We start from the raw sequence: 23,980 nt of genomic DNA, 5'->3' as shown, positions 1-23,980 counted from the left end.
TTTCTCCTGTGCGGCGCTTCTCGCTGTGGTGCGCGGCAGGCGCAGCTTAAGGCCTATGCCTGCAGGGTGCCAGCCCCAGGGAAAATTCAGCGCACTTGACGGTTTTTTCACTGATCCTTCACGGACACAGGATAGCGGGCGGCCGACAATGCCCGATCTTTTTCGCGCCCTGGAGCCGTCATGCAGCAACCAACCCGCCCTCGCCCGATCAATTTCTGGCTGTACCTGGGGCTACCCCTGGCGACCGCGCTGGGCCTGATTCTGCTGGAACTGACCTCGGTCGACATGGACATTGCCAACCTGTTCTTCGACCCTGCTGCCGGGCAATTCATCGGCCGCCACAGCTATTTGCTGGAGAACATCCTGCATGACCGGGTCAAGCAGGGGGTGATCCTGCTGGGGGTGATGTCGCTGGTGACTTTTGCTGCCAGCTTCTTCTGGAAGCGCCTGTTCGGCTGGCGCCGTGAGCTGGGCTGCCTGGTGCTGGCGCTGGGCCTGTCCACGGCATTTGTCACGCCGCTGAAGAAAGTGACCCAGGTGCAATGCCCATGGAGCCTGACCCAGTTTGGCGGGAAGGAAACCTACAGCAAGCTGCTGGAGCCGCGGCCGGCGACCGACAAGCCCGGGCTGTGCTGGCCGGGCGGGCATGCCGCGACCGGGTTCTGCCTGTTCGGCCTGTTCTTCATGTTGCGTGATCGCAAGCCGCGCCTGGCGCGGGTGGCGTTGACGGTTGCCTTCGTCGCCGGGTCGGTGTTGTCGCTGGGCAGGATGATGCAGGGGGCGCACTTCCTTTCGCACAACGTGTGGACGGCGGTGTTCTGCTGGTTGATCGGGTTGGGGTCGTATTACCTGATCCTGTATCGGCGGGGAATGGCTGAGGTGCCTGCTGCCGAGCGTAGCGTCGCCTGACCCAGGGGCCGCTTTGCGGCCCTTTCGCCGGCAAGCCAGCTCCCACAGGTACAGCGCAAGTCCCAGTGTTGGCGCAATCCTGTGGGAGCTGGCTTGCCGGCGATGGGCTGCGCAGCAACCCCAATGGCCCTCACAAGGCAAACGAAAAAGCCCCGACTCTCGCGAACGGGGGCTTTCTGGTGGTGCAGGGGGTAAGGCTGGCTTACGGCATGCCAGCATGCCTGCAGCATCGCCTGAACCAGGGGCCGCTTTGCGGCCCTTTCGCCGGCAAGCCAGCTCCCACAGGTACAGCGCAAGTCCCAGTGTTGGCACAATCCTGTGGGAGCTGGCTAGCCGGCGATGGGCTGCGCAGCAGCCCCAATGGCCCCAACAGGAAAAACAAAAAAGCCCCGGTTCTCGCGAACCGGGGCTTTCATGGTGCAGGGGGTAAGGCTGGCTTACATCATGCCGCCCATGCCACCCATGCCGCCCATGTCAGGCATGCCAGCAGCTGGCTTGTCTTCCGGCAGGTCGGCAACCATGGCTTCGGTGGTGATCATCAGACCGCCGATCGAAGCAGCAGCTTGCAGCGCCGAACGGGTGACCTTGGCTGGGTCCAGGATGCCCATCTCGATCATGTCGCCGTATTCGCCGGTAGCAGCGTTGTAACCGAAGTTACCCGAACCTTGCTTGACCTTGTCAGCGACAACGCTTGGCTCATCGCCGGCGTTGGCAGTGATCTGGCGCAGCGGCGCTTCAACGGCGCGACGCAGCAGGGCGATACCGACGTTCTGGTCTTCGTTGTCGCCTTTGAGGTTGGCAATGGCCGCCAGGGAGCGAACCAGAGCTACACCACCGCCAGGCACCACGCCTTCTTCAACGGCTGCACGGGTAGCGTGCAGGGCGTCTTCAACGCGGGCTTTCTTCTCTTTCATTTCAACTTCGGTGCCGGCACCGACCTTGATCACGGCAACACCGCCGGCCAGCTTGGCCAGACGCTCTTGCAGCTTCTCACGGTCGTAGTCCGAGGAAGTCTCTTCGATCTGGGCACGGATCTGCTTGACGCGTGCTTCGATCTCGGTGTCGGCGCCAGCGCCGTCGATGATGGTGGTGTTTTCCTTGGACAGGATGACGCGCTTGGCGTTGCCCAGGTGCTCCAGGGTAGCGGTTTCCAGGGACAGGCCGATTTCTTCGGAGATGACCTGGCCGCCAGTCAGGACCGCGATGTCCTGCAGCATGGCCTTGCGGCGGTCGCCGAAGCCCGGAGCCTTGACCGCAGCAACCTTGACGATGCCGCGCATGTTGTTGACTACCAGGGTAGCCAGGGCTTCGCCTTCAACGTCTTCGGCAACGATCAGCAGTGGGCGGCCGGCCTTGGCAACGGCTTCCAGAACTGGCAGCAGCTCACGGATGTTGGAGATCTTCTTGTCGACCAGCAGCAGCAGCGGGCCTTCCAGCTCGGCAACCATGGTGTCCGGCTTGTTTACGAAGTACGGCGACAGGTAACCACGGTCGAACTGCATGCCTTCCACGACAGACAGTTCGTTCTCCAGGCCCGAGCCTTCTTCAACGGTGATCACGCCTTCTTTACCGACTTTTTCCATGGCTTCGGCGATGATTTCACCGATGGAGTTGTCGGAGTTGGCAGAGATGGTACCTACCTGGGCGATGGCCTTGGAGTCGGCGCATGGCTTGGACAGGTTCTTCAGCTCGGCGACGACGGCAGCGGTGGCCTTGTCGATGCCGCGCTTCAGGTCCATAGGGTTCATGCCGGCAGCAACGGCTTTCAGGCCTTCGTTGACGATGGCCTGAGCCAGGACGGTAGCGGTGGTGGTGCCGTCACCGGCTGCGTCGTTGGCCTTGGAAGCAACTTCCTTGACCAGCTGGGCGCCCATGTTCTCGAAGGCGTCTTTCAGCTCGATTTCCTTGGCAACGGAAACGCCGTCCTTGGTGATGGTCGGCGCGCCGAAGCTCTTGGCCAGCACCACGTTACGGCCTTTCGGGCCCAGGGTCGCTTTTACCGCGTCAGCCAGAACGTTGACACCTACCAGCATTTTCTTACGAGCGGAATCGCCGAATTTTACGTCTTTAGCAGCCATGATCGTTTAATCCTTGGAATTTCTTTGGAGTAACGGGAAGTCGTGGAAATCAGCCTTCGATAACGGCCAGGATTTCGTTCTCGGCCATGACCAGCAGGTCTTCGCCATCGACTTTCACGGTGTTGCTGCCCGAGTAAGGGCCGAAAACCACTTTGTCACCCACTTTCACGGCCAGCGCGCGAACTTCGCCGTTGTCCAGGATGCGACCGGTGCCGACGGCGACGACTTCGCCGCGGTTTGGTTTTTCAGCGGCCGAACCCGGCAGGACGATACCGCCAGCGGTTTTCGATTCTTCTTCGCTGCGACGGATGACGACGCGGTCATGCAGAGGACGAAGCTTCATTGTCGATCTCTCCCAAATAGTGGTTTTCATCGGCCGGTGTCGACACCGGCGGTTTGATGCAGTCCGGCGTTGCCGGGGGTGATCCGCAATGGGCGAAGCACCTGTGTAATGTCTGGTGTCGCCACCAGAAACCTTGCGGTGACCACTACATGAGGCCGTCATATTCAATTACAAGGCTTGCTTCAGAAAATTTTTCATTAGCCTGAAAAGCTTGGGGCCGCTTCGCAGCCCTATCGCGACACAAGGCCGCTCCTACAGGGGTTCGCATACTCTGTAGGAGCGGCCTTGTGTCGCGATAGGGGCGCGAAGCGGCCCCCGGCTATTACTTGTCGCGGCGCTCGTACTCGCCTTCGATCACATTCGGCCGATGCCCGCCATCCTGCGGCCGCGCCTGGAACGGGTCCTCCTGGAAGGCACGCTGGCGCATGGCCTGAGCCTCGGCACGCTCGCGCATCTTGCGCGCGGCCAGGTGACGGGTGAATGGCAGCAGGCACAGCAGGCCCAGAACGTCGCTGATGAAACCTGGCAGCAACAGCAGGCCCCCACCAACGGCCAGCATCATGCCCTGGAACATGTCCTCGGCGGGCAGTTCGCCACGCTGCAGGCTTTCACGGGCGCGCAGTGCGGTAGCCAGCCCGGCCACGCGCATCACCAGCACACCCAGGGCGGAGCCGGCGATGATCAGCAGCAGCGCCGGGAAGAAACCGATGGCGGCACTGACCTTCACGAAGACGAACAGCTCCAGCACGGGAAACAGGAGAAACAGCAGTAGAAAAGCACGCATCAAAGCAATCCTCGTTGGAAGACAACCTTCCTGTAAGACCCACAAATGGATGCGTGAGCTCGGCTTTTCAACCCTCGACTTCCGTGGCAACCGGCCACTTGTCGGCGCGAGCCAGCAAAACCAGGGCTTCGCGGACTTGTGTCGGCGTGTTGCAGTTACTTGGGAAAGGCAACCAGTACACCGCCTGGCCGATACGCAGGTGCATGCCTTCGCTGTCTACACCGACCATCTGCGCGGGTGCATGGCGTGGCAAATCGCTCAGCTCCACATAATGGGCTATCGCGTCGGCGTGGTCGTTGTTCATGTGCTCGACCATGCTCGTCTCGGCCTTGCCGGCGAGCGGGTTGGCCAACGTCACCTGGTCGAGCCAGTGGATGGCGCCGAAGCCGCCAATGTAGCGGTGACGTACCGGCTGCAACACCCAGAAGTCGAAGTCGTGGGCCTTGTGGTAATTGGCCGCGTCCGGGAAATAGCGGTAGTAGCGCTCGGCGGCAGCCTCGATGACGGCCTCATCCACCAGCTTGTGGGCCTCGGCCATCACCGTCAGCCGCCCCACGGCCTGTACGTCCTCGGCTTCGCGTTCGCCCACCAGCAGCGAGCACTTGGGGTCCTTCAGCAGGTTGTGGGTGTGCTGGGCGATGCGGCTGATGAGGATCAGCGGGTTGCCCTGGGCGTCCAGGCAATACGGTACAACAGAGCCGAAGGGGTAGCCGGGCATCGACTTGGAATGGGTCGAGAGTACGCCGCGGTATTCCTTGAGTAGCAGCTCCCGGGCGGGGCGGATGGCATTGGTACTCACTTGGGGGCGGCTCCTGATATCGGACTGGATGGGACAAGATAAGCATTATCAGATCCAGTGCCAATGGGGCTGCTTTGCAGCCCATCGCGACGCAAGGCCGCTCCTGCAAAGGATCGCGTACATGCTGCAGGAGCGGCCTTGTGTCGCGAAAGGGGCGCTACGCGCCCCCGGCGGTTCACCAGGTAACGCCGAAGCCTGCGGTGTAACGGGTCTTGTCCAGGTCACTGTCCCGCGTACCAGTGATTATGTCCTTTTCCGCCTTGAGGTTCAGCGAGGCCCACTCGGTGACTTTGTAGCGCAGGCCAACCTCGGCATCCAGCGCGTAGTCGGCCACGCCACCCAGCGGCTTGGCGAACTCGCCGTTGGTGAACAACTGCACGTTCTTGCCAATCAGGTAGCGGGTGTAGTCCCACTTCACCGCCGCGGAATAGAAGTTGTCCTTGGCGCCATCCTGGTATTCGAAGTCGGTACGGTTGATCAACGAACCCAGCGAAAACGCGCCCAGTTCGTTGTCCCAGAACTGGTAACCCGGGCCGGTACCCACGGTGCGCTGGCGGGCGAGGTCTTCGATGCGGTCGCGCTTGTACTCCATGCGCCCCTGCCAGAACCACTTCTCGGTGAGGAAGCGGTCCAGGGCGTACTCGGCACTCCAGTTGTCGGTGGTGGTGACGTCGTCCTTGGTCTCGCGGTTGTATTCGCCTTCGGCGTTGTGCCGCCAGCGGCCATGGCGGGCACTGGTCTTGAAGCCGACGTCGTAGTCGTCGGTGTCGTTCTCGGCGCGCTTGTAGTCCAGGGCCACGTCGACGTTGCCCTTCCACACGAAATCCTCGACCAGTGGCTTGGGCTTCATGATCTGCTCGATGCTGGCCAGCTCCACGGTCTTCGGCGCCTCGCCATTGGCCAGGGTCACCTTGCCGGGCTCGGCGGCCTTCAGCGACTTGGCGCGCTCACCGCTGTAGGCGTCCTGCTTGACCAGCATCTCCTGGTCGCTCTCCAGGGTCTGGACCTCTTTCCAGTCCAGGGCGATGGAACCGCCATAGGGGGTTTCCAGCAGCAGCTTGCCGCCATCGAATACTTTGATCTTGCCGCTTAGCCGATCACCGTTCTTCATCCACACGGTGTCGGCGAACACCGGGGAGGCGCACAGGGAAGCAGCAAGCAGGCACAACAAGGATCTAGAATTCATAAGCGGGCTATGATTTGCGGAGTACGGGTTCGATTTGACGAAAAAAGCCGGGCATTATCCAGATAACCACGACCAGAGCAAGGAAAGACCGGGAGCATGCCGTTGAGTTCAACTCTCATTTGCCAGACCGCCGGTCCGGTTTCACCTGCAGCCCAGTGGGTGCCTGATGTCTGACGGATATGAGCACGCCCTCGACTCCGCCGAGGGCCGACGAACGGCGCTGTATTCGGTACTCGGCCAAGTGCCCGCCGGCAAGGTGGTCAGCTATGGCCAGCTGGCCGAGCTGGCGGGGCTTGGGCGGGCGGCACGCTGGGTCGGGCGCACCCTCGGGCAACTGCCCACGGACACTCGTCTGCCCTGGCACCGGGTGCTTGGCGCTGGTGGCCGGCTGAGCCTGGCACTGGGTACCCCATCGGGGGATGAACAACGGGCGCGACTGCGCGCGGAGGGTGTCAATGTAACCAACAATCGTGTGGATATGACGCGCCATGGCTGGCGCCCGATGGAGCACAGCGGTTAGAGTGCGCGCTTTGTTTTCGCAAACTTGAGGCAGATGTTGGCCCATGCCCCGTAAAACCTGGCGCGCTGCGCTTGCTGCCTATGCCAGCCCGTCAACCTTGGTACTTTTGCTGCTCGGCTTCGCTGCCGGTCTGCCCTACATGCTGGTGTTTTCCACCCTTTCGGTGTGGTTGCGCGAAGCCGGCGTGGCCCGCGAGACCATCGGTTACGCCAGCCTGATCGGCCTGGCCTACGCCTTCAAATGGGTATGGTCACCGCTGCTCGACCAATGGCGCCTGCCGCTGCTTGGCAGCCTGGGGCGTCGGCGTTCGTGGCTGCTGCTGTCGCAGGCACTGGTAGTGGTCGGGCTGGTCGGCATGAGCCTGTGCGACCCGCAGCAGCACCTGTCATGGCTGATCGCCCTGGCGGTGCTGGTGGCGTTCGCTTCGGCCACCCAGGACATCGCCGTCGATGCCTACCGCCTGGAAATCGCCGACGACCAGCGCCAGGCAGCGCTCGCCGCCAGCTACATGGCCGGCTACCGCGTGGCGGCCCTGCTGGCCACGGCAGGCGCACTGTTCTTCGCCGAGTGGTTCGGCTCCACCGGTTTCAGCTACCTGCACAAGGCCTGGGCCGGCACCTACGTCATGTTCGCGGTGATGATGCTGCCCGCCGTGTTCACCACCCTGATCATGCGCGAACCGCCCGTACCCATGCGTACCCAGCTGTCGGCAGCGCGTTATGGGCTGGTGCACCAACTGGCCTCGGTGTTCGTGCTGATCATCCTGCTGGTGTCGGTACCGGCCAGCTTCACCCAGATGTTCAATACCGGCTGGTCCAGCGTCATCTCCGGTGATGCCACGCCACTGGACCTGCTGCTGGAAGACCGCGCCTTCCTGCGCCTGATCCTCTATGTGCTGCTGACCTGGGCGTGCCTGTCGAGCCTGGGCCGTCGCGGCCTGGCGCCGGTGCTGACCCCGGTCAACGATTTCATTGCCCGCTACCGCTGGCAGGCCTTGCTGCTGCTCGGCCTGATCGCCACCTATCGCATGTCGGACACGGTGATGGGTGTGATGGCCAACGTGTTCTACATCGACATGGGCTTCACCAAGGACCAGATCGCCAGCGTCAGCAAGATTTTCGGCCTGATCATGACCCTGGTCGGCGCCGGGGTTGGTGGCCTGCTGATCGTGCGCTTCGGCATCATGCCGATCCTGTTCATCGGTGGTGCGGCCTCGGCGGGTACCAACATCCTGTTCCTGATGCTGGCCGACATGGGCCCTAACCTGCAGATGCTGGTGGTGACCATCTCGCTGGACAACTTCAGCTCAGGCATGGCCACCTCGGCATTCGTCGCCTACCTGTCGAGCCTGACCAACCTGAAGTTCTCGGCTACCCAGTACGCGTTGCTCAGCTCGATCATGCTGCTGTTACCAAGGCTGATCGGCGGGTATTCGGGGGTCATGGTGGAGAAGTTCGGCTACCACGACTTCTTCCTGATCACTGCCCTGCTGGGCGTGCCGACCCTGATCCTGATTGCCCTGCAGTGGCGCCAGGAGGCCGGGCCGGGCAAACCGGTGGCAGAGGAAGGTTCGGCGGCCGAGCGGCCCTGACAGGTTTGTATTGCCTGTACCGGCCTCTTCGCAGCACTAGGCTGCTCCTGCAGATACACAACAGCTCTGTAGGAGCAGCCTTGTGCTGCGAAGAGGCCGGTACAGGCAATGAAGTTTACTGAGCAACAGCCCCCTCACCAGGCCGTCTACCCACCACAAACCACAGTGGCCACAGCGCCAAGGCCCCCGCCACACCCGCCGCCAGGGCAAAGTGCAACAAGCTGGCCCCGGCGCCAATCATTGCCAGCACCGCCCCACCCATCCCCAGCAAGGCGATGGTGATCATCCCCAGCATGGCCGAGACCAGCCCCTTGCTCTGCTCGCTGGCGAACAGCGTCATGCGATACAGCACCGCGTTGGCCACGCCCAACCCCAGCGCGTACAGCGACATGCCCGCCACCACGCTGGTCACGCTCGGCCAGTGCCAGGTCGCCAGCACCATCAGGCAAAGGCCGGCCAGGTATGGCCACAACGCACCCCGCACCAGCGCCGACAGCGGATAACGGTCGGCTATGCGGTTGATGATCAGGTTGCCCAGAATCAGCCCGCCAAACACCGGCAACTGCCACAACGCGTACTCCATGGTGCTCAGCCCCTCGTCGTGGATCAGCAGCACCGGCGACAGGCCGATCCAGCCAATCAGCGGCAGACCGACCAAGCCCAGGGCCGCGCTACCAGCGACAAAGCGGCGGTTGGCCAGCAACTGGCCGTAACCGGCCAGCAGCGGCAGCAGATGGATCGGCGTGAATGCCAGGCGCGAGCCATCGCGGCGCTCCACGCCAAGGGTTTCCGGCATCAGCCGGTACAGCAGCAGCCACGCCAGAACCGCGCCAATGGCAAAGGCCACGAACAGCCAGCGCCAGTCCAGCCACTGCAGCAGCAAGGTGCCCACCAGCGGCCCGAGCAGTGGCGAAAGCAAGGCGATATTGGCCAGCAGCGCTATCATGCGCACGGCGTCGGCTTCGCTGAAGGCTTCGTTCAGGGCCGGGTAGCTGACCGTGACCACGAAGCCCAGGCCGATGCCCTGCAGCAGGCGCAGCAAGTTGAACAGGCCAATGTCGTGGACCCAGAAGGTGGCCATGCAGGCCAGGCCGAAGAACGCGCAACCAATCAGCAGCAACGGGCGCCGGCCATAGCGGTCGGCCAGCGGGCCGATCAGCCATTGCAGCACCACGCCCCCCAGCAGGTACAGGTTGAGGGCGTGGGGAATGTATTCGGGGCTGGCGTTCAGATCGCCGACCACCACCGGCATGGCCGGCATGACGGCATCGCTGGCCAGGTAGGTGAGCAGCTCGAACAGGGCCAGGGTCAGGCCGAACAGCAAGGCGCGCAGTGGGGTGATGTACAGCAGTGGTTTCATGATGGCGTATCGGGTGTGGCAGCTGGGGTCAGGCTATATGCCAGAAATGGCGGGGTATTGCTGTGAACAAGTGTAAAAAAACCGGGGCCGCTTCGCGCCCCATCGCCGGGCAAGCCAGCTCCCACAGGGTTATCACAGTCTTCAGGCCTGTGTTGTACCTGTGGGAGCTGGCTTGCCGGCGATGGGGCGCGAAGCGGCCCCGGCTTCAACGCGGTATTATTGCGCTGCAGTCTCCTGCACCACACGAATCACCCGCTGCGGGAACGGAATGTCGATCCCTTCGGCCTTCAACCGGTCACGCGCATGCTCGTTGAGCATGAACATCACATCCCAGTAATCGGCGGTCTTGGTCCACAAGCGCAACGATACGGTGATAGAGCTGTCGCCCAGGGTCGCGACCACCGCCTGCGGCGCCGGGTCGGGCAGCACACGCGGATCCTGCGCCAGCTCCAGCAGCACGTTACGGGCCTTCTGCAGGTCGGCCTCGTAGTCCACGCCCACATCGAACACCACCTTGCGCGTCGGCTGGCGGTTGGTGTTGGTGATGATGCCGTTGGACAGGCTGCCGTTGGGCATGATCACGGTCTTGTTGTCACCGGTGCGCAGCACGGTGTGGAAGATCTGGATGCTGTCGACGGTGCCGGCCACGCCTTGCGCCTCGATCCAGTCACCGATGCGGAACGGGCGGAAGAGCAGGATCAGCACACCACCGGCGAAGTTTGCCAGGCTGCCCTGCAACGCCAGACCGATGGCCAGCGTGGCACCACCAATCGCAGCCACGAACGAAGTGGTCTCAATGCCGATCATGGAGGCAACGCTGATCGCCAGCATGACCTTGAGGATGATGTTAGCCAGGGTGCGGATGAAGCCCTGCAGTGCCGGGTCTTGTACGCGCAAACCCACCAGCCTGGCGAGTCGATCACTGACCACGTTGGTAAGCCACCAGCCGATCGCCAAGGTCAGCAGTGCCAGCAGCAGGCGGCTGCCGTATTCCATGATCAAGGGGACCCAGGTCTGCGATTGGCGGACCAGCTGATCGACTTCAGCGTTCAAATCCATATTCATCTCCTGATGCCGCACGGCATGTACACGTATAGCAGGCCGCCGTAGGTTCGGCGGCCATGACCCCCATGGACATCATTACGCCATCGGGGTTCCGGACAACCCTGCGATCAGTCGCGGAAGTTGTTGAACTGCAGCGGCATGTCGAATTCCTTGGTACGCAGCAGGGCAATGGCCTCCTGCAGATCGTCACGCTTTTTACCGGTAACGCGTACCTGCTCGCCCTGGATGGCGGCCTGCACTTTCAGCTTGGCATCCTTGATGGTGGCGACAATCTTCTTCGCCAGGTCCTTGTCGATGCCTTCGCGGAACTTGGCTTCCTGTTTCTTTTCCTTGCCCGAGGCGTACGGGTCCTTGGTTTCCAGGCACTTCACGTCGATCTTGCGCTTGACCAGCGCCAGGCGCAGGATTTCCAGCATCGCTTCGAGCTGGAACTCTTCCTCGGCGGTGAGCATCACGGTCTGCTCTTTGTCCTTGAACTCGAAGGTACCCTTGCCCTTGAGGTCGTAGCGGCGGTCCAGGTCCTTGATGGCGTTGTCGACCGCGTTCTGCACTTCGTGCTTGTCCAGTTCCGATACCACGTCGAACGAAGGCATGGTTGTTCTCCCAAAATAAAAGCGCGCTCAGGCTGAAGATGGAGCGCGCTGGGTTTGACGGTTAAAATGCGGGCTCATTATAACGGGTTGCGAAACGCATATGAGCAGCACCTGGCATATTCTCGGCGCCGGTAGCCTGGGCAGCCTGTGGGCTTGCCGCCTGGCGCGCGCGGGCAAGGCAGTACGCCTGATCCTGCGTGACGGGCAACGGCTGCAGGCCTATCAGCAGGCCGGCGGCCTTACCGTGGTCGAACAGGACCAGCCCCGCCACTACGCCATCCCCGCCGAAACCGCGCAGGCACACGGCCCGATCCATCGCCTGCTGGTGGCCTGCAAGGCCTACGACGCCGCCCCGGCCATTGCGGGCGTCGCAGCGCGCCTGGCCGAGGGCGCCGAAGTGGTGCTGCTGCAGAACGGCCTGGGCAGCCAGGACGAAGTCGCCGACCTGGTGCCCCACGCGCGCTGCATCTTCGCCTCCAGTACCGAAGGGGCGTTCCGCGAGGGTGACTGGCAGGTACGCTTTGCCGGCCACGGCTTCAACTGGCTGGGCGACCCACGCAACCCGACGATCCCGACCTGGTTCGATGACCTGCACGAGGCCGGCATCCCCGCCGAGTGGACGGTGGATATCCTCACTCGCCTGTGGCGCAAGCTGGCACTCAATTGCGCCATCAACCCGCTGACCGTGCTGCACGACTGCCAGAACGGCGGGCTGCTGGGGCACCTGGGCGAAGTTGACGCCCTGTGCGCCGAGCTGGCCCAGCTGCTGCGCCGCTGTGGCCAGCCAGAGGCAGCGGATGGGCTGGACGAAGAAGTACAGCGGGTTATCCTCGCCACGGCTGCCAACTACTCTTCCATGTACCAGGATGTACGCGCTGGCCGGCGCACCGAGGTGCACTACCTGCTTGGCCAAGCGTGCCGCGCTGCCGGCCGCCATGGCCTGCAGTTGCCAGAGCTGGAACGCCTGCTGCGGCGCCTGGTCGATAACCTGCGCGGGCGTGGTTTGCCCTGCGACTGACGCGGCCCTTTCAACCGGATACGGACATTGCCTAGCCCATGACCTTGCGCCAACGCCTGGAAAACCTCCCGGTCGGGCAGAAGCTACTGGCAGCCCTGCTGGTGTTGCTGGTGACCATTCTGCTGGTGGCCAACCTCACCTTCATCAGTGCCGCCTACTGGATCACCCAGGAAAGCATGGCGCCACAGGCGCTGCACACCATCGGCCGGCTGGTGGCCAACCCACAGCTGGCGGCCCGCGCCGGCGATAGCCCGGACACCGCCAGCGCCCTGCTCAAGGAACTGGACAGCTACACGCCGCTGCGCGCCGCCGCCGTCTACGGGGGTGACGGCCGTATACTGGCGCAACTGCAGCACGGCGAGCCGCTGGCGCTGCCCAGGCGTTTTCGCGACATCGACGGCTGGCGCCTGATGGAGTTTCGCAGCACCCAGCTGATCCGCATGCCACGTGACGCCAACCCACCCGCGCACCTGCTGCTGGTGGCCAGCAGCGAACTGCCCACGGCCTTTTACACCGGCACCCTCAGCGCAAGCCTGGGCATCCTGGTATTCAGCATCCTGCTGTGGATAATCATCGCCCGGCAGATCAAACGCCTGATCACCCAGCCGATCAACCAACTCGAAGAGCTCAGCCGCCAGGTCACCCGCGAAGAGAGCTATGCCCTGCGTGCGCAGCGCGGCAACGACGACGAAATCGGCAGCCTGGCCGAAGCGTTCAACACCATGCTCTCGCGCATCGAGGCTCGCGAACAGCAGCTCAAGCGCACCCGCGACGAGTTCCAGGAGGCCTATGACCAGGCCCAGGGCCTGGCCGAGGAAACCCGCCACACCAACCGCAAGCTGGAACTGGAAGTCCAGGTGCGCAGCAAGATCGAGAAGAAACTCACCGGTTTCCAGAACTACCTCAACAGCATCATCGACTCGATGCCCTCGGCGCTGATCGCCCTCGATGAGCAGCTCTACGTGACCCAATGGAACCACGAAGCCACGGTGCTATCCGGCACGCCACTGGACGAAGCGCTGAACCAGCCGATCTTCATCGCCTTCGAACCGCTCAAGCCGTTCTTGCCGCAGTTGAAGGAAACTGTGGAGAAACACCGCGTTGCAAAGATCGAGCGGGTCACCTGGCCCAAGGGCGAAGACCTGCGCCACTACGCCCTGACCTTCTACCCGCTGACCGGTGGAGGCGGCCGTGGCGTGGTCATCCGCATCGACGACATCACCCAGCGCCTGTCGTTGGAAGAAATGATGGTGCAATCGGAGAAGATGCTTTCGGTCGGAGGCCTGGCCGCCGGCATGGCCCATGAGATCAACAACCCGCTAGGCGCGATCCTGCACAACGTGCAGAACATTCGCCGGCGCCTGTCACCAGAGCTGCCGCGCAACCAGGAGCAGGCCGAAGAACTGGGCATCGACCTGCTCACGGTCAACCGCTACCTGGAGAGCCGCGAAGTGCCGCAATTGCTCGACGGCATCCAGCAGGCCGGTGCCCGGGCGGCAAAGATCGTCACCCACATGCTCAGTTTCAGCCGACGCAGCAACCGCCAACTGGCGCCGTGCGACCTGCCAGCGCTGATCGACCAGGCGGTGGAGATTGCAGGCAACGACTTCGACCTGGCCATCGGCTTCGACTTCAAGGGCCAGGCCATCGTGCGCCAGTTCGACCCCGAACTGGGGCCGGTGCCGTGCACTGCCAACGAACTGGAGCAGGTGCTGCTCAACCTGCTGAAAAACGCCGCCCAGGCTATTCACCAGCGACCACAGCCGAGCGAGCCTGGGCGCATCATCCTGCGCACCCGCTTGAGCCCGCCATGGGCGGAAATCCAGGTCGAGGACAACGGGGTCGGCATGCCCGAGGGGGTGCGCAAACGCACCTTCGAACCGTTCTTCACCACCAAGGAAATCGGCCAGGGCACCGGGCTGGGTCTGTCGGTCTCGTACTTCATCATCACCAACAACCACAAGGGGCAAATGGAAGTGCAATCCACGCCCGGCCAAGGTACCTGCTTCACCCTGCGCCTGCCCCTCGGCCAGCCGGCAGCGGTAGCGCCGGCCAAAACGGAGAAATGACATGGGCTACCGCCTGTCGAAGATCTACACCCGCACCGGCGACAAAGGCGAAACCGCCCTGGGCGACGGGCGCCGGGTACCCAAGGACCACCCACGGATCGAAGCGATTGGCGAGGTGGACAGCCTGAACAGCCAGCTGGGTTTGTTGCTGGCGGGGCTGGCCGAACAAGGATTGAGTGAAGTGAGCGCAGTGTTGGCGCCATGTCAGCACCGCCTGTTCGACCTTGGCGGTGAGTTGGCGATGCCCAGTTATCAGGCGCTGAACATGGCGGAAGTGGAACGCCTGGAAGCAGCGATCGATGTGTGGAATGAAGAGCTGGGGCCGTTGAAGAACTTCATCTTGCCCAGCGGCTCGGCGCTGGTGGCGCAGGCGCATGTGTGCCGTAGCCTGGCGCGCAGTGCGGAGCGGCGGTGCCAGCAGCTGAATGCGCTGGAGCCGTTGGCGGGGGTTGGGTTGGCGTATATCAACCGGCTTTCGGACCTGCTGTTTGTGGCGGCGCGGATCATTGGGCGGCGGCAGGGGGTGGCTGAGGTTTTGTGGAAGCCTGCTGAAAAGCCGCAGGGCTGATATTTTTGAGGCTGCTGCGCAGCCCATCACCGGCAAGCCAGCGCCCACAGAGCCCGGTCTGTGCTGTCTTTGTGGGAGCTGGCTTGCCGGCGATGGGGCGCAAAGCGGCCCCAATTACAGGCGACTCAGATCTCGGGCCAGAACGCCCGGATCCCGGCAACACCCTGCGCCCCCGCTTCCCAGGCCTGTTCACGCTCGCCCGGCCCGACCCCACCCAGCAGGTAGACCGGTTTGTTGAAGCCGGCGATCAACCGTTGTGCCTCGTCCCACCCCAGCGGCACCGCCTCAGGGTGTGTCCGGGTTGCCTGCACCGGTGACAAGGTGACGAAGTCCACGCCCATCTGCTCCGCCAGCGCCAGCTCTTCGGCACTGTGGCAGGACGCCGCCAGCCAGCGCTCCTTGGGGAACGGCCGGCCGTTGGCGGCATACTTGCGCAGTTGTGCAGCCGTCAGGTGCCAACCCGCGGCAGGGAAGTCACCCAGCCACTCCAGCGGCCCCTTGAGCATCAGCTGCGCCTTGCCCGCGCACAGGCCGACCGCATCCACCGCCACATCGCGGTACTTGGGGTCGTACATGTCCGGGGCACGCAACTGGATCAGGCGAATTCCGCTGGCCACCGCCTTCTGGATGCCCTTGAGCATCTGCGGCACTTCCAGGCCATCTGGGGTGATCAGGTACTGGTCCGGCAGGCGCGCGGCTGCAACGATCGGCTTGTTGGCCTCGGGGAATTCGTACTGCGGCAAATCACGTGGGGCAACCCATTCCAGGGGTTGGCCCTCGGCGCCATGCGGCTCGCCGGTGAACGCCTGGACTTCGCGCACGTCCAGCAGCACCTGCTTGTCCGGGTAGTCGTGGCTGACCTTGATCAGCGCGCGCGAACGGCTCACCTCGATGCCCAGCTCCTCGCGCAGCTCGCGGGCCAGCGCCGCCTCGACGCCCTCACCCTCTTCCACCTTGCCGCCCGGGAATTCCCACAGGCCGCCCTGGTGCTGGGTATCAGCACGCCGCGCGATCAGAATGCGGCCGTCAGTACCGCGGATGACAGCGGCTACAACATGAATCCGTTTCACCCTTCACGCTCCGCCAGGCCAGCCTTCTGCCAGGCCTGGAAGGCCGGCCACTGGTAAATGGTTTCGATATAGGCCGCCGCCTCCGCAGGCACTTCCACGCGGTAAGTGCGCAGACGCACGGCCACCGGGGCGAAGAAGACATCGGCCAGGCTCGGCTTGCCGAACAGGAACGGGCCGCTGTCCTTGGCCACCAGGCGGCACTCGGACCACAGTGCAACGATACGGTCGATATCGATCTGAACCTCCAACGGCACGCTCTCCAGCGCTTGGTCGCGCGACAGGTCGAACGGCATGGCACCGCGCAAGGCGAAGAAGCCGCTGTGCATCTGTGCGCAGGCCGAACGGGCCTGTGCCCGGGCCGCCACGTCGGCAGGCCACAGCTGGGCGTCGGGGTGGCGTTCGTTGAGGTATTCGGCAATGGCCAGCGAGTCGGCGATCACACCGTGCTCGGTCTTGAGCAGCGGTACCTTGCCGGTGGCAGAGAAGGCGAGGATGCGCTGACGAGTGTCAGGCTGGTTGAGTTTGATCAGTGTTTCTTCGTAAGGCACGCCAGCCAGCTCGAGGGCCAGGGCGCCACGCAGCGACCAGGAGGAATACAGCTTGTCGCCGATGATCAGGTGATAGCTCATGGTTCGGCTCCATCGTTTGGGAATTTTGGGGCTGCTCTGCAGCCCTTTCGCGACACAAGGCCGCTCCCACATGGGGCGGTGTACGCAGGTCCTTGTGGGAGCGGCCTTGTGTCGCGATGGGCCGCAAAGCGGCCCCAATTACATCAGGTACGGTACTCGGCGTTGATCTTCACGTACTCGTGGGACAGGTCGGTGGTCCAGATGGTTTCGCTGCACTGGCCACGGCCCAGCTCGATGCGGATGGTGATCTCTTCCTGGGCCATTACCTTGGCGCCCTGGTCTTCGGTGTAGCTCGGGCTGCGGCCGCCTTTGCTGGCAATGCACACGTTGTCCAGGTACACATCAATCAGGCTCACATCCAGCTCCGGTACGCCGGCACGGCCGACGGCAGCGAGGATACGGCCCCAGTTGGGGTCTGAAGCGAACAGCGCGGTCTTGATCAGCGGCGAGTGGGCCACGGCGTAGCCGACGTCCAGGCACTCCTGGTGGTTACCACCGCCGTTGACCTGCACGGTAACGAACTTGGTGGCGCCTTCGCCATCACGGACGATGGCCTGGGCTACTTCCATGCACACCTCGAACACCGCCTTCTTCAGCGCTTCGAACAATGCGCCGCTGGCTTCGGTAACTTCCGGCAGGTTGGCCTTGCCGGTGGCGATCAGCATGCAGCAGTCGTTGGTCGAGGTGTCGCCATCGATGGTGATGCGGTTGAACGACTTGTTGGCGCCGTCCAGCATCAGGTCCTTGAGTACCGCTGGGGCAACCTTGGCGTCGGTGGCGATGTAGCCGAGCATGGTAGCCATGTTCGGGCGGATCATGCCTGCACCCTTGCTGATGCCGGTGACGGTAATGGTCACGCCATCGTGCTGGAACTGGCGGCTGGCACCTTTGGGCAGGGTGTCGGTGGTCATGATGCCGGTGGCGGCTTCGGCCCAGTGGTTTTCCGACAGGTTGTCGAGGGCGGCCTGCAGCGCGCCTTCGATCTTCTCGACCGGCAGCGGCTCACCGATTACGCCGGTGGAGAACGGCAGTACCGATTCGGCCGGTACGCCGGCCAGTTCGGCCAGCTTGGCGCAGGTGCGCTCGGCGGCGGCCAGGCCTGGCGCGCCGGTGCCGGCGTTGGCGTTACCGGTGTTGGTCAGCAGATAGCGCACGGTGCCCTGCACACGCTGCTTGGACAGGATCACCGGCGCTGCGCAGAAGGCGTTGAGGGTGAACACGCCAGCCACGCTGGAGCCTTCGGCGCAGCGCATGACCACCACATCCTTGCGCCCCGGGCGCTTGATGCCGGCGGAAGCGATGCCGAGTTCAAAACCCGGAACCGGGTGCAGGGTGGGCAAAGGACCAAGACCAACAGCCATTAGAGCGCTCCTAGAAAATACGGTTGATATCGAAAAACGGGGCCGCTTCGCGCCCCATCGCGACACAAGGCCGCTCCCACATAGGACGGCGCAGCGTTGCGGCTGTGCGCTATCCCTGTGGGAGCGGCCTTGTGTCGCGATAGGGCCGCACCGCGGCCCCAATTCAGGTCAGATCACTCGATCTGCCCGTGGCAATGCTTGAACTTCTTGCCCGAACCACACCAGCACGGCTCGTTGCGGCCCAGCTTCTGCTCGTTGCGCACCGGTGCCGAGGCAACGGCCACTTCGGCGCCCTCCTCGTTCAGCTGCTCGCTTTCCAGGCCCGGAGCAGCGGCGTGCTGGAACTGCATGCGGCTGGCCAGTTCCTCGGCCTCGCGGCGCAGGCGGGCTTCCTCTTCGACCGGGTCTTCGCGGCGTACCTGAACGTGCGACAGCACACGGATGGTGTCGCGCTTGATCGACTCGAGCAGCTCCTGGAACAGGCTGAAGGATTCGCGCTTGTACTCCTGCTTCGGGTTCTTCTGCGCATAACCACGCAGGTGGATACCGTGACGCAGGTGGTCCATGGTCGACAGGTGGTCTTTCCACAGGTCATCCAGCACGCGCAGCAGGATCTGCTTCTCGAAGGTACGCAGGGCTTCGATACCGGCCTGGTCTTCCTTCTCGGTGTACGCGGTGGTGATTTCGTTCAGCAGCTTCTCGCGCAGGGTCTCTTCGTAGAGGTGATCGTCCTCGTCGAGCCACTGCTGGATCGGCAGCTTCATGGCAAAATCGCTGGCAAGCGAAGCTTCCAGACCGGCCACGTCCCACTGCTCTGGCAGCGACTGCGGCGGAATGTGCTGGCTGATGGTAGCGTCCAGTACTTCCTTGCGGAATTCGACAATGGTGTCGCCAATGTTCTCGGCGGCCAGCAGGCTGTTGCGCATGTGGTAGATCACCTTGCGCTGCTCGTTGGCCACGTCGTCGTATTCCAGCAACTGCTTGCGGATGTCGAAGTTGCGGCCTTCGACCTTGCGCTGGGCCTTCTCGATGGCGTTGGTGACCATGCGGTGCTCGATGGCCTCGCCGGACTGCATGCCCAGCGCCTTCATGAAGTTCTTCACCCGGTCAGAGGCGAAGATACGCATCAGGCTGTCTTCCAGCGACAGGTAGAAGCGGCTGGAGCCCGGGTCGCCCTGGCGGCCGGAACGGCCACGCAGCTGGTTGTCGATACGACGCGACTCGTGGCGCTCGGAAGCGATCACATGCAGGCCACCCGTCTCGATCACCTGCTGGTGACGCTTCTGCCAGTCGGCCTTGATCTGGGCAATCTGCTCGGCGGTGGGGTTTTCAAGGGCAGCCACTTCGGCTTCCCAGTTACCGCCCAGCAGGATGTCGGTACCACGGCCGGCCATGTTGGTGGCGATGGTCAGGGCACCTGGCGCACCGGCTTGCGCGATGATCTCGGCTTCCTTCTCGTGATACTTCGCGTTGAGCACCTTGTGGTCGATACCTTCCTTCTTCAGGAGGTTGGACATGTGCTCGGAGGTTTCGATGGTCGCAGTACCCACCAGCACCGGGCGGCCCTGCTTCATGCTTTCCTTGATGTCGGCGATGATCGCGGCGTATTTCTCGTCGGCGGTCAGGTACACCAGGTCGTTGAAGTCTTTACGCGCCAACGGCTTGTTCGGCGGAATGACCATCACGTTGAGCCCGTAGATCGACTGGAACTCGAACGCTTCGGTGTCGGCGGTACCGGTCATGCCGGACAGCTTGGTATACAGGCGGAAGTAGTTCTGGAAGGTGGTCGAAGCCAGGGTCTGGCTCTCGGCCTGGATGTTCAGGTTCTCTTTGGCTTCGATGGCCTGGTGCAGGCCTTCGGACAGACGACGGCCCGGCATGGTACGGCCGGTGTGCTCGTCGATCAGCAGCACCTGGCCGTCCTGGACAATGTATTCGATGTTGCGGTGGAACAGCTTGTGCGCGCGCAGGCCGGCGTAGACGTGGGTCAGCAGGCTCAGGTTATGCGCCGAGTACAGGCTCTCGCCCTCGGCCAGCAGGCCGGACTGGGTGAGCATCTCTTCGATGAACTGGTGACCGGCTTCGTTCAGCTCGACCTGACGGCTCTTCTCGTCGATGGTGAAGTGGCCTTCCTGGGTAACCTGGCCTTCGACCTCTTCTATGTGCTGGGTAAGGCGCGGGATCAGACGGTTGATCTCGATGTACAGCTTGGAGCTGTCCTCGGCCTGACCGGAGATGATCAGCGGGGTACGCGCTTCGTCGATGAGGATGGAGTCAACTTCGTCGATCACGGCGAAGTTCAGTTCACGCTGGAACTTCTCGTCCTGGCTGAACGCCATGTTGTCGCGCAGGTAGTCGAAACCGAATTCGTTGTTGGTGCCGTAGGTGATGTCGGCCGCGTAGGCGGCGCGCTTTTCTTCCGGCGGCTGGAAGGCCGAGACGATGCCGACCGACAGGCCGAGGAACTCGTAAAGCGGGCGCATCCAGTTGGCGTCGCGGCGGGCCAGGTAGTCGTTGACGGTGACCACGTGCACGCCCTTGCCGGACAATGCATTGAGGTACACGGCCAGGGTACCGACCAAGGTCTTGCCTTCACCGGTACGCATTTCTGCGATCATGCCCTCGTGCAGGGTCATGCCACCGATCAGCTGCACGTCGAAGTGGCGCATGCCCATCACGCGCTTGCCGGCCTCACGAGCCACGGCGAAGGCTTCAGGCAGCAACTGGTCCAGTGTCTCGCCTTTGGCCAGGCGCTCCTTGAACTCTGCGGTCTTGCCCCGCAGTTGCTCGTCGGAGAGGGCCACCATCTTCTCTTCGAGAGCATTGACGATGTTCACCGTCTTGAGCATGCGTTTGACTTCACGCTCGTTCTTGCTTCCAAAAAGTTTCTTTAACAAAGGCGCAAACATATCGGCAGGATCTTCCACACGTAGGGATGGAGGGCGGCCCCATGAGTCGCCCGTGCAGCCCTGAGGCCGCATGCGAACGAGCATTCTACCCGGAAACGATGGTGAGGAAAGTGGTGGATTTCCACGATGCTTGTACAGCGTTTTGGCGGGGGCTTGTTTTAGATAGGGGCATTTTCCTTGAGTTCAAGGTTCGGGAAGATGAAACGTATCGAGAATGAGTCTTGTCTTTTGTTATCTGTGCCGACCTCTTCGCGGGTAAACCCGCTTCCACAGGATCATCTGCACACTAAGGCAGTGCCGTACCTGTGGGAGCGGGTTCACCCGCGAAGAGGCCAGTGCAGGCTGTGGAGATGTTAGACTGCGGACCATGTAACCTCATGCGTACCCCCATGGCCTACAAACCCTCCCCCGCCCAGCCGCCCTCGGCCCTGCTTCGCCAGGTACGCCCACTGCGCCTGCTGCTGAACCAGGCCGAACGCCTGGAACACCTGCAGCGTCTGCTGGAAAGCCAGTTGCAACCGGCTGCCCGCGAGCACTGCCATGTGGCGTCGTGGCGCGATGGCACATTGTTGCTGGTGGTAACCGACGGCCACTGGGCAACCCGCCTGCGCTATCAGCAGAAACGCCTGATGTCGGCATTACAGGCCATGGAAGCGTTCGCCAACCTCAGACGCATCCTGTACAAGGTCCAGCCCCCGCTGGTGCCAGCCAAGCGTGGTGGCCATGCTGCGGAACTGTCCAATAACGCAGCCGAAAGCCTGCTCGATACGGCCGAGGGCATCACTGACCCAAGGCTGCGCGCAGCACTGGAACGATTGGCAGCCCACGCCCGGGACAAACCATAAAAAAGGCCACCCGAAGGTGGCCTCAATGAACTAGAGAGTGTTCGAACTTACACGGCCGCAACAGGGCGCATGTACGAGATCGGTGCCGTACTGGCATCTTCGAAGGTGACCACTTCCCAGGCATCGGTTTCGGCAATCAGCTTGCGCAGCAGCTGGTTGTTCAGCGCGTGGCCGGACTTGTAGCCCTTGAACTCGCCGATCAGGCTGTTGCCCAGCAGATAAAGGTCGCCAATGGCGTCGAGGATCTTGTGCTTGACGAATTCGTCATCGGAACGAAGGCCGTCTTCGTTGAGCACACCGGTCTCGTCGACCACGATGGCGTTCTCGACACTGCCACCCAGCGCAAGGTTGTGCTTGCGCAGGTACTCGATGTCACGCATGAAGCCGAAAGTACGGGCGCGGCTGACTTCCTTCACGAACGAGGTGCTGGAAAAATCGACGACCGCACTCTGGGTCTGGCCCTTGAGGACCGGATGATCGAAGTCGATCTCGAAGCTCACCTTGAAACCGTCGAAAGGCAGGAAAGTGGCGCGCTTGTCGCCCTCTTCCACGGTTACCTCACGCAGGATGCGGATGAACTTCTTGGCTGCGTCCTGTTCTTCCAGGCCGGCAGACTGAATCAGGAATACAAAGGGTCCGGCGCTGCCATCCATGATCGGCACTTCCGAGGCGGAGAGCTCGACGTAGGCGTTATCGATGCCCAGGCCCGCCATGGCGGAGAGCAGGTGCTCGACCGTATCGACCTTGACGTCACCGTTGACCAGCGTCGTCGACATGGTTGTCTCGCCGACGTTGGCCGCACGCGCCGGGATTTCGACCACAGGGTCGAGGTCGGCGCGGCGGAAGACGATGCCGGTGTCAACAGGTGCAGGCTTGAGGGTCAGGTAAACCTTCTCCCCGGAGTGCAGACCGACACCTGTGGCACGGATGGTATTCTTCAGGGTGCGTTGTTTAATCATGGCATTGGCCGCTTCAGCGCAAATTGCGAACAGGTATCAACAAAGGCTGGGGATGATAACAGACCCAACCTTTGATGAATACCAATCACCTTTATACCCCTGATAAATTCCATTAATCAGCCTGACGACGCAGGAATGCCGGGATATCGAGGTAGTCCAGGTCATCCTGAGGGTTCAGTTTAGCGGCCGCAGCAGCACCTGCATGGGCCTGGTTGCGCATTACGGTCGGGCGCTCCAGGTCACGGTAGTTGACCGCAGGCTGCTCCTGGCGTACCGGCGCCGGGTTGGAAGCCTCGTATGCCTGCTGCGCAGTCTGCAGGGTGTTGTCGACCACCTTCACAGGCTTCTCGATGCGCGCGCCCAGGCCGGTGGCCACTACGGTCACGTGCAACTCGTCACGCATGTCCGGGTCGATCACGGTGCCGACCTTGACCATGGCGTGGTCGGAGGCGAAGGCTTCGATGATGCTACCCACGTCGGAGTACTCGCCCAGCGACAGGTCAGGGCCTGCGGTGATGTTCACCAGAATGCCGCGGGCGCCCTGCAGGTTGACGTCTTCCAGCAGTGGGTTGCGGATCGCTGCTTCGGTGGCTTCACGCGCACGGTTCGGGCCGCTGGCGCAACCAGTACCCATCATGGCCATGCCCATTTCACCCATCACGGTACGCACGTCGGCGAAGTCGACGTTGATCATGCCCGGACGCTTGATGATATCGGAGATACCGCGCACGGCACCGGCCAGTACGTCGTCAGCCTTGGCGAAGGCGGACAGCAGGCTGGCATCCTTGCCCAGGATGGTCAGCAGCTTCTCGTTGGGAATGGTGATCAACGAGTCGACGCTTTCGGCCAGCATGCGGATGCCTTCATCGGCGATCTGCATGCGCTTGCGGCCTTCGAACGGGAACGGACGGGTCACCACGGCAACAGTGAGAATGCCCATTTCCTTGGCCACTTCGGCGATGATCGGCGCTGCACCGGTACCGGTACCACCACCCATGCCAGTGGTGATGAACACCATGTTGGTGCCCTGCAGCACTTCAGCGATGCGCTCACGGTCTTCCAGCGCGGCCTGGCGGCCGACTTCCGGATTGGCACCAGCACCCAGGCCCTTGGTCACGCCAGTGCCCAATTGCAGGATGGTGCGCGCGCCAATGTTTTTCAGCGCCTGGGCATCGGTGTTGGCGCAGATGAACTCCACGCCCTCGATGCTGCTCTTGACCATGTGGTTCACGGCGTTGCCGCCACCACCGCCAACACCGATCACTTTGATGACCGGGCTTTGCGGGACGTTGTCTACGAGCTCGAACATTTTCCCTCTCCTTAC

Annotated in this window: 21 protein-coding genes; 7 read left to right on the top strand and 14 right to left on the bottom strand. The window is 62.7% G+C overall.

Annotation, left to right across the window (positions count from 1 at the left end; all coding sequences use genetic code 11):
• The first annotated feature begins 180 nt into the window (after positions 1 to 180).
• Entirely contained in the window at positions 181 to 909 is a 729-nt protein-coding gene (locus IRZ77_RS10370; RefSeq protein WP_046616956.1) for a phosphatase PAP2 family protein, read from the top strand.
• A gap of 437 nt (positions 910 to 1,346) precedes the next feature.
• Here the strand turns inward: IRZ77_RS10370 and groL are convergent, their stop codons facing one another.
• The 5 genes from groL to IRZ77_RS10345 all read right to left on the bottom strand — a co-directional run bounded on the left by groL (position 1,347) and on the right by IRZ77_RS10345 (position 6,099).
• Complete coding sequence (gene groL / locus IRZ77_RS10365; protein WP_013974091.1) at positions 1,347 to 2,987, bottom strand: chaperonin GroEL; 1,641 nt, start codon at positions 2,985 to 2,987, stop codon at positions 1,347 to 1,349.
• A 49-nt stretch (positions 2,988 to 3,036) separates the two neighbouring features.
• Positions 3,037 to 3,330, bottom strand: a complete 294-nt coding sequence (locus IRZ77_RS10360; protein WP_003260750.1) for a co-chaperone GroES — start codon at positions 3,328 to 3,330, stop codon at positions 3,037 to 3,039.
• A gap of 322 nt (positions 3,331 to 3,652) precedes the next feature.
• Positions 3,653 to 4,114, bottom strand: coding sequence for an FxsA family protein (locus IRZ77_RS10355; RefSeq protein ID WP_196173469.1), 462 nt, complete (start codon positions 4,112 to 4,114; stop codon positions 3,653 to 3,655).
• A 67-nt stretch (positions 4,115 to 4,181) separates the two neighbouring features.
• Positions 4,182 to 4,913 carry a HugZ family pyridoxamine 5'-phosphate oxidase gene (locus IRZ77_RS10350; RefSeq protein ID WP_196173467.1) on the bottom strand — a complete coding sequence of 244 codons (732 nt, stop codon included), beginning with the start codon at positions 4,911 to 4,913 and terminating at the stop codon, positions 4,182 to 4,184.
• A 175-nt stretch (positions 4,914 to 5,088) separates the two neighbouring features.
• A complete protein-coding gene (locus IRZ77_RS10345; RefSeq protein ID WP_046616548.1) occupies positions 5,089 to 6,099 on the bottom strand; it encodes a DUF481 domain-containing protein in 1,011 nt (336 codons plus the stop codon).
• Between the two features lie 166 nt (positions 6,100 to 6,265).
• Here IRZ77_RS10345 and IRZ77_RS10340 point away from each other — a divergent pair, with 166 nt between their 5' ends.
• Positions 6,266 to 6,619: an MGMT family protein gene (locus tag IRZ77_RS10340; protein ID WP_080958524.1), complete on the top strand. Its 354-nt coding sequence runs from the start codon at positions 6,266 to 6,268 to the stop codon at positions 6,617 to 6,619.
• 43 nt (positions 6,620 to 6,662) lie between these two features.
• Positions 6,663 to 8,210, top strand: coding sequence for an AmpG family muropeptide MFS transporter (locus IRZ77_RS10335; RefSeq protein WP_046616544.1), 1,548 nt, complete (start codon positions 6,663 to 6,665; stop codon positions 8,208 to 8,210).
• Between the two features lie 115 nt (positions 8,211 to 8,325).
• Here the strand turns inward: IRZ77_RS10335 and IRZ77_RS10330 are convergent, their stop codons facing one another.
• The 3 genes from IRZ77_RS10330 to IRZ77_RS10320 all read right to left on the bottom strand — a co-directional run bounded on the left by IRZ77_RS10330 (position 8,326) and on the right by IRZ77_RS10320 (position 11,228).
• A complete protein-coding gene (locus IRZ77_RS10330; protein WP_196173465.1) occupies positions 8,326 to 9,570 on the bottom strand; it encodes an MFS transporter in 1,245 nt (414 codons plus the stop codon).
• A gap of 216 nt (positions 9,571 to 9,786) precedes the next feature.
• Positions 9,787 to 10,629 (bottom strand): mechanosensitive ion channel family protein, encoded by an 843-nt coding sequence (locus tag IRZ77_RS10325; RefSeq protein WP_046616540.1) that lies wholly within the window; start codon positions 10,627 to 10,629, stop codon positions 9,787 to 9,789.
• 113 nt (positions 10,630 to 10,742) lie between these two features.
• The gene (locus IRZ77_RS10320) at positions 10,743 to 11,228 is read right to left on the bottom strand and encodes a YajQ family cyclic di-GMP-binding protein (RefSeq protein WP_013974099.1); all 486 of its coding nucleotides are present in this window, start codon (positions 11,226 to 11,228) and stop codon (positions 10,743 to 10,745) included.
• Positions 11,229 to 11,328: 100 nt separating this feature from the next.
• Between IRZ77_RS10320 and IRZ77_RS10315 the strand changes: the two genes are divergently transcribed.
• The 3 genes from IRZ77_RS10315 to IRZ77_RS10305 are packed head-to-tail and all read left to right on the top strand — an operon-like array spanning position 11,329 to position 14,883.
• On the top strand, positions 11,329 to 12,246 hold the full coding sequence (locus IRZ77_RS10315) for a putative 2-dehydropantoate 2-reductase (RefSeq protein WP_153670517.1): 918 nt from the start codon (positions 11,329 to 11,331) through the stop codon (positions 12,244 to 12,246).
• A gap of 38 nt (positions 12,247 to 12,284) precedes the next feature.
• Positions 12,285 to 14,315, top strand: a complete 2,031-nt coding sequence (locus IRZ77_RS10310; RefSeq protein ID WP_108480659.1) for a sensor histidine kinase — start codon at positions 12,285 to 12,287, stop codon at positions 14,313 to 14,315.
• 1 nt (position 14,316) lies between these two features.
• Positions 14,317 to 14,883 (top strand): cob(I)yrinic acid a,c-diamide adenosyltransferase, encoded by a 567-nt coding sequence (locus tag IRZ77_RS10305; RefSeq protein WP_108480658.1) that lies wholly within the window; start codon positions 14,317 to 14,319, stop codon positions 14,881 to 14,883.
• A 125-nt stretch (positions 14,884 to 15,008) separates the two neighbouring features.
• Here IRZ77_RS10305 and IRZ77_RS10300 read toward each other — a convergent pair whose 3' ends face one another.
• The 4 genes from IRZ77_RS10300 to secA all read right to left on the bottom strand — a co-directional run bounded on the left by IRZ77_RS10300 (position 15,009) and on the right by secA (position 20,852).
• Positions 15,009 to 15,953: a Nudix family hydrolase gene (locus tag IRZ77_RS10300; protein ID WP_046616535.1), complete on the bottom strand. Its 945-nt coding sequence runs from the start codon at positions 15,951 to 15,953 to the stop codon at positions 15,009 to 15,011.
• A complete protein-coding gene (locus IRZ77_RS10295) occupies positions 15,950 to 16,582 on the bottom strand; it encodes a glutathione S-transferase family protein (RefSeq protein WP_046616533.1) in 633 nt (210 codons plus the stop codon). The genes IRZ77_RS10300 and IRZ77_RS10295 overlap by 4 nt, the downstream gene beginning before the upstream one ends.
• Before the next feature lie 143 nt (positions 16,583 to 16,725).
• Complete coding sequence (gene argJ / locus IRZ77_RS10290; RefSeq protein WP_046616532.1) at positions 16,726 to 17,943, bottom strand: bifunctional glutamate N-acetyltransferase/amino-acid acetyltransferase ArgJ; 1,218 nt, start codon at positions 17,941 to 17,943, stop codon at positions 16,726 to 16,728.
• 173 nt (positions 17,944 to 18,116) lie between these two features.
• Entirely contained in the window at positions 18,117 to 20,852 is a 2,736-nt protein-coding gene (gene secA / locus IRZ77_RS10285; protein WP_046616531.1) for a preprotein translocase subunit SecA, read from the bottom strand.
• Positions 20,853 to 21,241: 389 nt separating this feature from the next.
• Between secA and IRZ77_RS10280 the strand changes: the two genes are divergently transcribed.
• Positions 21,242 to 21,697, top strand: a complete 456-nt coding sequence (locus IRZ77_RS10280; protein ID WP_085601205.1) for a DUF721 domain-containing protein — start codon at positions 21,242 to 21,244, stop codon at positions 21,695 to 21,697.
• 47 nt (positions 21,698 to 21,744) lie between these two features.
• Here IRZ77_RS10280 and lpxC read toward each other — a convergent pair whose 3' ends face one another.
• The gene (gene lpxC / locus IRZ77_RS10275) at positions 21,745 to 22,656 is read right to left on the bottom strand and encodes a UDP-3-O-acyl-N-acetylglucosamine deacetylase (RefSeq protein ID WP_003260771.1); all 912 of its coding nucleotides are present in this window, start codon (positions 22,654 to 22,656) and stop codon (positions 21,745 to 21,747) included.
• Positions 22,657 to 22,768: 112 nt separating this feature from the next.
• Positions 22,769 to 23,965 carry a cell division protein FtsZ gene (gene ftsZ, locus IRZ77_RS10270; protein ID WP_003251871.1) on the bottom strand — a complete coding sequence of 399 codons (1,197 nt, stop codon included), beginning with the start codon at positions 23,963 to 23,965 and terminating at the stop codon, positions 22,769 to 22,771.
• Positions 23,966 to 23,980 lie beyond the last annotated feature (15 nt).

Origin of the sequence: Pseudomonas pudica (assembly GCF_015680405.1) — a bacterium.
Lineage (GTDB): Bacteria > Pseudomonadota > Gammaproteobacteria > Pseudomonadales > Pseudomonadaceae > Aquipseudomonas > Aquipseudomonas pudica.
This window is presented reverse-complemented; position numbering and strand designations above follow the sequence as displayed.